This is a genomic window from Pauljensenia sp. 27098_8_83 (assembly GCF_041432695.1).
Taxonomy (GTDB): domain Bacteria; phylum Actinomycetota; class Actinomycetes; order Actinomycetales; family Actinomycetaceae; genus Pauljensenia.
Window position 1 is genome coordinate 196,605 of the sequence record NZ_JAPWAD010000002.1, and the last position, 11,227, is coordinate 207,831.

The following is an 11,227-nucleotide window of genomic DNA, read 5'->3' on the forward strand; positions in this document are numbered from 1 at the left end:
GACGAACGAGCGGGTCCGGGGATCAGACGATCCCCGGACCCGCTCACTGTCACAAAGCGATACTCACAGATGGAGTGCGGTCTCCACCGTCACATCCGAGAGCACCGAGCGCCCGCCCAGCGCGTCAAGCTCGAGCAGAACGGCCACGGCCTCGACGGACGCACCGCACTGACGCAGCAGCCGCACCGCGGCATTCGCGGTGCCACCGGTGGCGAGCACGTCGTCAATGATGAGGACACGCTGCCCTTCATGAACGGACTCGGGATGCATCTCCATGCGAGCCGTGCCGTACTCGAGCTCATAATCGACGCCGATCACGTGGCCGGGCAGCTTGCCGGCCTTACGGATCGTGAGCATGCCGAGCCCGAGTTCGGCGGCCACGGGGGCACCGAGGATGAAACCGCGCGACTCGAGGCCCGCGACGGCGTCGATGCGGCCCGCGTAGCGCGCACCGATCAGCTCGACCAGTTCTTTGAACGCCGGGCCGTTGGCGAACAGCTCGGTGATATCACGGAACAGGACGCCGGGCTCCGGGAAATCCGGAATCTCCAGAAGGTTATGTTGCACCAGGGCGGCGACGCGGTCGCCAAGCTCGCCGATCATCGATGATTCTTCTTCCTGCGGGGCTGGTTCTCATTACCCAGACGCTGTCCGGGCTTGATCGGAGCCACCTTGACGGACTTCGGTGTGGAAGTCTCACCGGTGGCGGTGCGATGATCGCGCTCACGCTCGACCGCCGCGTTGTGCTCGCGGGTCTTGTTCGAGAGCTCCTGGAAGGTCACGAGGAGCGGCGACGCGATGAAGATCGACGAGTAGGTACCGGCGATCATGCCGACGAACAGGGCCAGCGAGATGTCTACCAGCGTACCCGGGCCCAGGGCCACGGAACCGATAATGAGGATCGCACCGACAGGGAGAAGCGCCACAACTGAGGTGTTGATCGAGCGAACCATCGTCTGGTTGACTGCAAGGTTCACGTACTCGCCGAAGGTGTAGTGCTTCTGGTCGTAGACATCCGAGGTCAGCTCGCGCACCTTGTCGAAGACGACGACGGTGTCATAGAGCGAGTAGCCCAGAATCGTCAGGAAGCCGATGACGGTCGCGGGCGAAACCTCTACCTGGAGGATCGCGAAGACACCCACGGTGACGGCGATATCGTGCAGCAGCGCCAGGAGCGCGGAGGCAGCCATGCGCCACGAGCGGAAGTAGACGGTCATCAGCAGGGCAACGAGGGCCATGAAGATCGCGAGCGACTGCGCGGCCTTGGTGGTGACCGACGAGCCCCAGGAGGGACCGATCGAGGAGGACTGAACCTCGGAGGCATCGACGCCGTAGGCACCGGCCAGGACCTCGCGCATCTGCGCGGTCTGCGCGGAGTCGAGGGACGTGGTCTGAATGCGCACGGAGTCAGAACCCACGCGCGTCACCTTCGGGCTGCCCTCGACGAGGCCACTCGAGCTGACCGCACGCAGTGCGAAGGACTCGCTCTGGTCGCTCACGTGAGCGACGTCGAACTGGGAGCCACCGGTGAACTCGATCGAACGGTTCAGGCCAAGGATCGCGACGAGCGCGAAACCAACGACAATTACGCCCGCGGCCAGACCAACGAAAATCTTGCGCTTGGGAATGACAGCGTAGGACTTGTCGCCCGAGTACAGGGCGTTGCCCCACTGAGCAAAACTCATCATGTCAGTTCTCCTCTTCCTCGGTCGCGACCGTCGCGTCATCTGTCGATTCACTCGACGAGGCTTCCTCTGCCTCTTCCTTCGCCTTCGCGGCAGCAAGGCGCGCCGCACGGCGGCGCTCGGCGATCGACAGCCCGTCCCCGGCCTCGTCATCCTTGTTCTTGGAGGCGGAATCGCCACGAGCGACGACGCGCCCACGACCCGCGTACACGAGGGAGCTCTTCGCACCCAGGTGCTCGGGGTCCAGGCCAGAGAACTTGTGACCTTCGCCGAAGAAGCGAGTACGGATCAGCAGCTCCATCATCGGGTGGGTGAACAGGAAGATCACCGCGATATCGATGATCGTCGTGACGCCGAGCGTGAAGGCGAAGCCCTGAACACCACCCACAGCAAGCAGGTAGAGGACCACGGCAGCGACCAGGTTGACAGCGTCGGAGACAAGGATGGTGCGCTTGGCGCGATCCCAACCCTCTTCGACAGCAGCCTGCAGCGGTCGGCCATCACGCACTTCATCGCGAACACGTTCGAAGTACACAATGAAGGAGTCAGTCGTCACGCCGATTGCCATAATCAAACCCGCGACACCCGCCAGCGACAGGCGATAGCCCATCGCCCACGACAGCAGCGTAATCACCAGGTAGGTGATAATCGAGGCCACCACCAGGGAGCCCGCCGAGATGATTGCCAGGCCGCGGTACTGCCAAATCAGGTAGAGGATGACGAGCAGGAAGCCGATGAGGGCTGCCCACAGGCCAACCGTCAGATGATCGGTACCGATTGTCGCCGAGATCTGCTGTTCGGACTCGACCTCGAAGTTCAGCGGCAGCGAACCGAAGCTCAGCTGATTCGCGAGGGTGGACGCCGACTGAGCGGTGAAGTTACCGGTGATCTCAGCCTGTCCGTTGGGGATGATCGCGTTCATCGAGGGGGCCGTGATGACCGTACCGTCGAGGACGACCGCGAAGGAGTTACGGTCGGGACGGCCCTGGTAGAACGAGGAACCCGAGGGGTCAGACTCGTGGAATCCGTAGAGGATGGTGGAGGTGTCCTTGAACTTCTCCGTACCCGCGTCGTTGAACTGCAAGGAGACCGCCCACTGGCCGGTGGTCTGTCCGTTGCTGTTGCGCGCGAGACCGGCCGTCGCAGTCTTCAGGTCCGAACCCGGCACCGCCACGGGGCCGAGGATGTACTTGATCTGACCGGACTCGTCACAGGCAGCGTAGGGCTTGTCCGAGGCACCCTCGACGTGCTTCACGTCGGCCGCAGCCGAGCAGTCAAGCGTCAGGAAGTCGTACATGACCTGTTCGGTGATCCACGCCAGATCGGACGCGTTCTCAGGGGTCGTCGCAGGAGTATCGGACAGGACACCGTCCTGGTTGGTGTCAGCAATGCCCATCGCGGTCGACGCATCAAGAGCGGTGGACTGCACGCCAGACTGGGCCGCTTCGGTCGCCGGGGCGCCAGACTGGGCACCCGACTGCTCGCCGGACTGGGCACCCGACTGTTCGCCGGACTGGGCACCCGACTGTTCGCCGGACTGCGGCGTACCCGTCTGCGACGGCTGCTGGTTCTGGATGACGCCCTGGGCTGCGCCGATGCGCAGGACAGGACGGAAGTTCATTTGCGAGGACGAACGAATCAGGTCCAGCTGCTCCTGAGAGGGCGTGCCGGGGATCGACACCATGATGTTCGAGTTACCCATCGAGGTAATCTCGGACTCGGACACACCCGAGGCGTCGATACGGTTACGAATAATCGAGATCGCCTGGGTAATGTCCTCTTCGGTAATCTCGCGCTGTCCGTCACCCGTCACGGTCGGGGTCAGGATGAGCTGAGTACCGCCCTTCAGATCGAGGGCGAGATCAGGATACGGAGACACGCCCTCGCTCAAGTGCCCGATCGCAAGTGCCGCACACGCCGCCACGATGGAGACGGTGAGGGTCACGAGCGCGCGCACGGGGCGTCGCTTATGTGATGCCACGGTTCTACTTTCCGTTCAGCCTTGACTTACTTCTGCTGCTCGTCGGGCTCGTTGTTGAAGAAATCATCGTTGGTCGGCTCGTCGAGGCCAAGGACCGTCTCGTCCTCGTCCGTCGTCTCGTCCGCGCCAGCGGTCTCGAGCGTGTCCTTCTGCTCTGTGTCGGCGAGGGGCGGCTGACCGCCAATTTCGGCGATCATTTCACGCTCCCAGTACATCTCGTGCCCGTCGGTGGTCTCCAGGACGATGATGTCGCCGTCGAGGTCAACAAAACGACCCCAGAAGCCGACGCGGGTACGAACCCATTCTCCGGGCTTCACGGCGGCAAGCTGGTCGCGCTTTTCCTGCTCCATCTTCGCCATCTGCTTCTTGCGCGAGGACGAGGTCCACCACATAAAAGCGACCATGACGACGATCAGGATCACGAGGGTGTAGTTGTTCATAAAGGCTGGTTCACTTTCGATGACGGTCAGGCGCTTGAAGCGCACCTTGCCAGTCTAATGCCCGAGGAGGGTTTTAGCCTAAGTGATCAAGGAGTGGCGCGGCGCGTGTATCACCCGACCCTCTTTGACACCGCCATGTGCGGCTGTGGCCAGCCACGATGGGCACGAGGCCCACTCCCCTAGTCGAAGAGCGCCCCGTCCGGCGCGGGCGGGTTGAGCCCGAGGTGCGCCCAGGCCTTGGGTGTTGCCATGCGTCCGCGGTTGGTGCGAACGAGGAAGCCTTCGCGCACGAGGTAGGGCTCGGCGACCGTTTCAACCGTTTCTGCTTCCTCACCGATCGTGACGGACAGGGTCGTGAGTCCGACCGGACCACCCGCGAAACGCCGACAGATCGCATCGAGGACGGCTCTGTCGAGGCGATCGAGGCCCGAAGGGTCGACCTCGAAGAGCTCAAGGGCACCACGCGCGGCCGCAAGGGTCAGCTGCCCGTCACCGTGCACCTGCGCATAGTCGACGACGCGACGCAGGAGACGGTTCGCGATACGGGGCGTACCGCGCGAACGCGACGCGATCTCGTGCGCGGCTTGCGCATCGATGGGCGATCCGAGCAACGAGGCGGAACGGGTCACGACGGACTGAAGCTCGTCGGTCTCGTAGAACTCAAGGTGGGCCGTAAAGCCAAAGCGGTCACGCAGCGGGGCTGGTAGCAGACCAGATCTCGTTGTCGCACCGACGACCGTGAAAGGCGGGAGCGTCAGCGGAATCGACGTCGCGCCGGGGCCCTTACCAACGACGACATCGACGCGGAAGTCTTCCATCGCGAGGTAGAGCATTTCCTCGGCTGTGCGCGCGAGACGGTGGATCTCATCGATGAACAGAATGTCGCCTTCTTGGAGGCCGGACAGGATCGCCGCCAAGTCGCCCGCATGCTGGATCGCCGGGCCGGAGGTCAGTCGCAGGGAGGTTCCCATCTCGGCGGCAATGATCATTGCCAACGTCGTCTTGCCGAGTCCCGGAGGGCCCGCAAGCAGGACGTGGTCGGGGCTGGCCGAGCGCATGCGTGCAGCGTCAAGCACGAGCTGCAGCTGGCCTCGCACAACACGCTGACCCACGAACTCCGAGAGTTTCTTGGGGCGCAGCGCGGCCTCAGCCGCACGCTCGAGTTCCCCGGCGTCGGGGGCGACGATGCGCATCGCATCGACGTCGAAACCCGAATCCATCTGATCAGCCACGTCCGCCTCCCAAGCTCACGAGAGCGGCGCGCAGCATGTCCGAAGCACCGAGGCCACTGCCCGCCAGCTTCTCGATCGCCTTGGCGGCCTGAGCCTCGGACCATCCGAGACCAACCAGGGCGGCGCTCACCTCGGAGGCCACCGCATCCTCAGTGGGCGCGGGAGTGGCGGCGGTTTCTCCGCCCGGCAGGGCCGCAGGGGTTCCAAGCTTATCGCCGATCTCGAGCGCCATGCGCTGAGCCGATTTCTTGCCCACACCGGGAATACGCTGGAGAGCCGCCAGATCCTGGTCACGCACGGCGCGACGCAGGTCATCGGGACGCAAGACCGCCAGGGCTGCCAGCGCGATCTTCGGGCCGATACCCGAGACCGACAGGAGCTTCGTGAACACGTCGCGCTCATCCGCGGACTCGAAGCCGTACAGGGTCATTGAGTCCTCGCGCACGATCATGGACGTAAACACCGTCATCTCCGCGTCGCGGGAAGCACCCTGCGCGAAAGCCGGCGTCACATGCACGCGGAAACCAATGCCTCCGACGAGGATATCGATGTGGTCGAGGCCGACGCTCGCGACAGTGCCGCGCAGAATGGAGATCACTGCGTTCCTTTCGTTCATGGATCGCCCACACACGGGCGAACATATGTACGATTCTAGCCGCGCCTACGCCTCGGATCGACGGCACCCGTTCGGCGTTGCGCGGCCTGGGCCTCGGCCCACGCCCGTTGAGCGGGCGTCATCGATCCGCGAGCAGTCAGGCGACCCGAGATCGACACGGCCACCGAAGAGTCCTCGGGAGCACCGAGGAGCCCTGTCCCCCGCCACGCGTGCGTGATCGCGATGGCCAGCGCATCGGCAGCGTCGGCAGGTTTGGGAGCTTTCGCGAGGCCGAGGATGCGCGCGACCATCGCCTGCACCTGCGCTTTATCCGCATTGCCATTTCCCGAAACAGCAGACTTCACCTCGGAGGGCGTGTGAACGGCCATCGGCAGTCCGGCGCGACCGACGCAGGTCATCGCCGACCCCATGACCTGCATCGTGGTCGTTACCGACTGCAGGTTATCCTGCGCAAAGACACGCTCAATAGCAACGACCTCAGGTTCGTAGCGTTCGATGACGCTATCGATCGCGTCCGCGATGGTACGGAGGCGAAAGTGCGTCGCCAAGTCCTTATCGGTACGGGCAACCCCAACGTACACGAGCGAGGCGCGCCGCGACGCATCGACGTCGACGACGCCGAGGCCGCAGCGCGTCAGGCCCGGGTCGATGCCCATGACACGCATCAGGCGCGCTTCACCATATCGACGAACATCGCGTGAACGCGGTCGTCCCCACCCACCTCGGGATGGAAAGACGTCGCCATCACGTTGCCGCGGCGTACGGCGACGATCGGGCCGTCAGCGCTGTTACCGGCGCGCGCGATCACCTCGACGCCCTCGCCCACCGACTCAACCCACGGAGCGCGGATGAACACGGCATGGAACGGACCACCCTCAAGACCCACGACATCCAGGTCTTCCTCGTAGGAGTCCACCTGACGGCCGAAGGCATTGCGGCGCACAACCATGTCAAGCGCACCGAAAGAACGCTGGTCCGCTCGACCGTCCAGAATCGACGAGGCGAGCATGATCATGCCCGCGCACGTCCCATACACGGGCATGCCGGACGCAATGCGTTCATTCAACGTGTCAAACAGCCCGAAAGACAGGAGAAGATTCGACATGGTCGTCGACTCACCGCCCGGAATGACAAGGCCGTCAACCTGCTCCAGTTCGCAAACCCTTCGCACAAGCAGCGCGCGGGCGCCGGAGTTTTCCAGCGCCCGCACATGCTCTGCGACGTCGCCCTGAAGGGCGAGAACGCCGATGGTCACCATCCGCGCTCCGCGAGGCGATGATCAACGGGCAGGTCGTCGACGTTAATACCGACCATGGCCTCGCCCAGGCCACGCGAGACCTCGGCGATGACGGACGGGTCGTCGTAGAAGGTCGTGGCCTTGACGATGGCGGCCGCGCGCTTGGCGGGGTCACCGGACTTGAAGATGCCCGACCCAACGAACACGCCCTCGGCGCCGAGCTGCATCATCATGGCAGCATCGGCGGGGGTGGCGATACCACCGGCCGTGAACAGCACGACGGGGAGGCGACCCTCGCGGGCGACCTCGGCGACGAGCTCGTAGGGGGCCTGCAGTTCCTTGGCCGCGACGTACAGCTCGTCCTCGGGCAGGGAGGTCAGGTGGCGGATCTCATCGCGGATCTTACGCATGTGCGTGGTCGCGTTGGAGACGTCGCCGGTGCCGGCCTCGCCCTTCGAGCGGATCATAGCCGCGCCCTCGTTGATGCGGCGCAGCGCCTCACCGAGGTTGGTCGCACCGCACACGAAGGGGACGGTGAAGTTCCACTTGTCGATGTGGTGGCTGTAGTCGGCGGGGGTCAGGACCTCGGACTCGTCGATGTAGTCGACGCCGAGGGACTGCAGGACCTGCGCCTCGACGAAGTGACCGATGCGGGCCTTGGCCATCACCGGGATCGACACGGCCTCGATAATGCCTTCGATCAGGTCCGGGTCAGACATGCGGGCCACGCCACCCTGGGCGCGGATGTCGGCAGGGACGCGCTCGAGAGCCATGACGGCCACGGCACCCGCATCCTCGGCGATCTTCGCCTGCTCGGGGGTGACGACGTCCATGATGACGCCGCCCTTGAGCATCTGGGCCATGCCGCGCTTGACCTGAGGGGTGCCGACCTCGCGCTTAGCGGTCGAATCGCTCATGTTCACTCCTGCTCTTCCAGCTGGGCACGAACCTCGTCCGACAGGGACATGTTCGTGTAGATGTTCTGCACGTCGTCGGAGTCCTCGAGGACGTCGATGAGCTTGGTGACCTTGAGGGCGCCCTCGAGATCAAGCTCGACCTCGGTGGAGGCGACGAACTGGACTTCGGCGGAGTCATAGTCGATGCCGGCGTCCTGCAGAGCGGTACGCACGGCGACAACGTCCTTGGGGTCGGACTCGACGACGAAGAGCTCGCCGGCGTCCTCGACCTCTTCGGCACCCGCGTCCAGGACGGCCATCATGATGGATTCCTCATCCACACCGTCGGCGGCGGGCACCTCGACGACGCCGCGACGCGAGAACAGGTAGGAGACCGAACCGGGGTCGGCCAGGGAGCCGCCGTGGCGGGTGAAGCCCAGGCGCACGTCGGAGGCGGCGCGGTTGCGGTTGTCGGTGAGACACTCCACCAGGAAGGCGACGCCGCCCGGACCGTAGCCCTCGTACATGATCGTCTCGTAGTTCGCGCCGCCGGCCTCGGCACCGGAGCCGCGCTTGACGGCGCGGTCGATGTTGTCGGCGGGGACGGAGTTCTTCTTCGCCTTCTGGATGGCGTCGTACAGGGTCGGGTTGCCAGCGGGGTCGCCGCCGCCCGTGCGAGCTGCAACCTCAATGTTCTTGATGAGGCGCGCGAAGAGCTTGCCGCGCTTGGCGTCAATGGCGGCCTTCTTGTGCTTGGTGGTCGCCCACTTAGAGTGTCCCGACATCACTTCTCCCTGTTGGGTGGATAGATACCGCCATATTCTAACGCGTCTGCGGCCCCCATCCGCATCCGGGCGGGCCCCACGTGGACAAACGTAAACACAGTCACAGGAACAATGGACGAGGCCGGGGCCGCTTGTGCTTCTCCGTGACCTATCGGGTGGGCGGGGTGAACAGGACGCGCAGGGTGCAGCTGGTGGGGGCCAGATCCTCCCAGGTGCCGTCGAACGTAAGGATGACCGCGGTCGCAGTGGGCACACCTCGAGCGACCTCTCCCCGATCGTCCTCGCGGGCCAGCACGTATCCGGCACCGGAGATGGTGGGCTCGTGACCGACGATGAGTGCTCTGTCGCCCTCGAAAGTGCGCGCCAGGGTCAGGATGTCATCCTCGTCGGCGTTGTAGACACCGCGGTCGAACCAGCTGTCACGGATCTGGACGCGCTGGCGGATCTGTTCAAAGGTCTGCTGAGCACGTGTGGCATCCGAGCACACCGCAACGTCGAACACGCCGACCTCACGGCTCAGGGCACCGCCGAGGCGCGCCGCCTGGTCGAGGCCTGCTTGCGTGAGGGGTCGGACGTGATCGGGGTAGGAGTATGCGGCCTGCGCGTGGCGAACGAGAACGAGGGTTGGCATACTTCCAAGCGTAACCGCACGGGGAGGACACCATGGCACTGGGTCTCGAAAGCGCCTCGGGCATCTGCTCGGCACGCGAATGCACGAACGCTGCTATCTATCGGATCGACTGGCGCAATCCCGCGATCCATCGCGGGCGCACGAAGACGTGGCTCGCGTGCGAGGATCACCTGTCCTACCTGGAAAACTACTTCACATACCGCTCGTTCCCCTACGAGGTGTCAGCTTTCGTCGCACCCGATGAGGAGCATCATCAGGACCACTGATCGAGGGGCTTGCCCGATCACTGTTGACGCGGTCCTGAGTTCCTGGTCCACGAGAGGATATCCGCGAAGGCTGGCGGGCACGGGTCGGTTCCGAGGGCCTTGTCGAGCAGCGTCTGGAGGTGCCTGCGGTGGATCGCGTCCATCTGCTCGTTCGCATAGTCGTAGAGTTCGCGCAGCCTCTCTACGGGTTCGTCGTTGACGGCTGCAGACAGCAGGAGGGCAATACGCCCATAGGTGGATTCCGACACGGACGGGCGCACTCCGAGGACGGTGACCATCGCCCGCCAATTGCGCGCCTCGAGGAGCTCTCTGAGTACATCTTCGGCGCCCTCGTCGCTGCCGTGCGCATCGTAGGCGGTTCCCGGATCAGCGAGTTGTGCAAGCGCCAGAACGCTCATCATGCCGACTGCCTCAGACTCCGAGAGCGTTGCCGCCAGCACCTGGAGGACCCGTGTTCTCATGTCGGGGTCGCCTAGGTCTTTGTCCCATTCTTCCGACTCTTGCTTGTCACCCTCGCTGATCTGGCCCTCGTTGCGCGACGCATCGGGGTTGTCCCTCATGTACTCGCGCAGGAAGCTTGCTCCTCTCCCGTTCAGGTGCGCCTCACGCCAGACGCGCGCAAGCAGCTGAGCTCGGTGATGGGTCCGCAGATCGGTTGTGACGGCCTGTATGCCCTCGTCAGCGATGCGCTCCACGAGGGCAGCGAGCGCGGCGACAGGGGGAAGGTCCACGTACAGCTCAGCAATGGCGGCCAGCGTTTCCCTCTCCGAGGCCAACGGCGAGCTCCACTGCGCTTCGAGGAAAGCCACCCCCTGCGCTAGATCGCTACACTCGAGCCAGCCCTGAATCCTGGAAGTCGCCGACTCAGCGTCGACGGTGGCCCAACGGGGAAGACCCGTGTCCGATATTCCCGCATCGGTGATCGCTCGGGCGATCATGCGGCGCACCGGGCCCAGGAGCACCGGAGCGTCAGTGGAGTCTGCTTCCCGAGCCGCCGCGACGACATCCCCCGCTTCTCCGCCGTCGTCACGCCAGGTGGCCCTGGCCACCAGCAGCCGGGCACGCACTCCGGGAGAGAAACGCTCAATCCCTTCGACGAACACGGCTTGTGCCTCCTCAGACCGACCGTCCGCCGCCAAGATGTCCGCAAGATTATTCAACGACGTTGCCAGGTTCGGGGTGTAGGCCTGCGGGGAGGCCTCGGCCAGCCCCCGATACAGCTCCACCGCCTCACGAGCCGCCACCAACGCCCCATTCCGCTCCCCCACACCCGACAAACAATTCGCTAGGTTACTCAACGACATTGCCAGGCCGGAAGTGTAGGCCTGCGGGGACGCCTCAGCTAGCCCACGATACAGCTCCACCGCCTCACGAGCCGCCTCCAACGCCTCATTACGCTCCCCCACCTCCGACAAACGAATCGCCAGGTTACTCAACGACCCAGCTAGGTTGGGGGTG

13 protein-coding genes are annotated in these 11,227 nt (G+C 64.5%); 1 reads left to right on the forward strand and 12 read right to left on the reverse strand.

The window, feature by feature from the left end; translation table 11 throughout:
* Nucleotides 1-63 precede the first annotated feature (63 nt).
* The 11 genes from O3656_RS01940 to O3656_RS01990 all read right to left on the reverse strand — a co-directional run bounded on the left by O3656_RS01940 (nucleotide 64) and on the right by O3656_RS01990 (nucleotide 9,503).
* Entirely contained in the window at nucleotides 64-603 is a 540-nt protein-coding gene (locus O3656_RS01940) for an adenine phosphoribosyltransferase (protein WP_500062375.1), read from the reverse strand.
* A complete protein-coding gene (gene secF, locus O3656_RS01945; RefSeq protein ID WP_500062376.1) occupies nucleotides 600-1,688 on the reverse strand; it encodes a protein translocase subunit SecF in 1,089 nt (362 codons plus the stop codon). Before secF ends, O3656_RS01940 begins: the two co-directional genes overlap by 4 nt.
* 1 nt (nucleotide 1,689) lies before the next feature.
* Nucleotides 1,690-3,666 carry a protein translocase subunit SecD gene (secD, locus tag O3656_RS01950; protein ID WP_500062377.1) on the reverse strand — a complete coding sequence of 659 codons (1,977 nt, stop codon included), beginning with the start codon at nucleotides 3,664-3,666 and terminating at the stop codon, nucleotides 1,690-1,692.
* Between the two features lie 26 nt (nucleotides 3,667-3,692).
* Nucleotides 3,693-4,106, reverse strand: a complete 414-nt coding sequence (locus O3656_RS01955) for a preprotein translocase subunit YajC (protein WP_048677604.1) — start codon at nucleotides 4,104-4,106, stop codon at nucleotides 3,693-3,695.
* A gap of 179 nt (nucleotides 4,107-4,285) precedes the next feature.
* Nucleotides 4,286-5,326 carry a Holliday junction branch migration DNA helicase RuvB gene (gene ruvB / locus O3656_RS01960; RefSeq protein ID WP_500062389.1) on the reverse strand — a complete coding sequence of 347 codons (1,041 nt, stop codon included), beginning with the start codon at nucleotides 5,324-5,326 and terminating at the stop codon, nucleotides 4,286-4,288.
* 4 nt (nucleotides 5,327-5,330) lie between these two features.
* A complete protein-coding gene (gene ruvA, locus O3656_RS01965) occupies nucleotides 5,331-5,936 on the reverse strand; it encodes a Holliday junction branch migration protein RuvA (RefSeq protein ID WP_500062379.1) in 606 nt (201 codons plus the stop codon).
* A 53-nt stretch (nucleotides 5,937-5,989) separates the two neighbouring features.
* A complete protein-coding gene (gene ruvC / locus O3656_RS01970; RefSeq protein WP_500062380.1) occupies nucleotides 5,990-6,619 on the reverse strand; it encodes a crossover junction endodeoxyribonuclease RuvC in 630 nt (209 codons plus the stop codon).
* Complete coding sequence (gene pdxT, locus O3656_RS01975; protein ID WP_500062381.1) at nucleotides 6,619-7,212, reverse strand: pyridoxal 5'-phosphate synthase glutaminase subunit PdxT; 594 nt, start codon at nucleotides 7,210-7,212, stop codon at nucleotides 6,619-6,621. Before pdxT ends, ruvC begins: the two co-directional genes overlap by 1 nt.
* Nucleotides 7,206-8,108, reverse strand: coding sequence for a pyridoxal 5'-phosphate synthase lyase subunit PdxS (pdxS, locus tag O3656_RS01980; protein WP_009647715.1), 903 nt, complete (start codon nucleotides 8,106-8,108; stop codon nucleotides 7,206-7,208). The genes pdxT and pdxS overlap by 7 nt, the downstream gene beginning before the upstream one ends.
* A 2-nt stretch (nucleotides 8,109-8,110) precedes the next feature.
* A complete protein-coding gene (locus O3656_RS01985) occupies nucleotides 8,111-8,872 on the reverse strand; it encodes a YebC/PmpR family DNA-binding transcriptional regulator (protein WP_500062382.1) in 762 nt (253 codons plus the stop codon).
* 148 nt (nucleotides 8,873-9,020) lie between these two features.
* Nucleotides 9,021-9,503 (reverse strand): SixA phosphatase family protein, encoded by a 483-nt coding sequence (locus tag O3656_RS01990; protein WP_500062383.1) that lies wholly within the window; start codon nucleotides 9,501-9,503, stop codon nucleotides 9,021-9,023.
* A gap of 32 nt (nucleotides 9,504-9,535) precedes the next feature.
* On the opposite strand from O3656_RS01990, the gene O3656_RS01995 reads away from it, so the two are divergent.
* On the forward strand, nucleotides 9,536-9,769 hold the full coding sequence (locus O3656_RS01995; protein ID WP_500062384.1) for a hypothetical protein: 234 nt from the start codon (nucleotides 9,536-9,538) through the stop codon (nucleotides 9,767-9,769).
* A 17-nt stretch (nucleotides 9,770-9,786) separates the two neighbouring features.
* On the opposite strand, the gene O3656_RS02000 is transcribed toward O3656_RS01995, so the two are convergent.
* Entirely contained in the window at nucleotides 9,787-11,205 is a 1,419-nt protein-coding gene (locus tag O3656_RS02000; RefSeq protein ID WP_500062390.1) for a tetratricopeptide repeat protein, read from the reverse strand.
* Nucleotides 11,206-11,227: the final 22 nt, after the last annotated feature.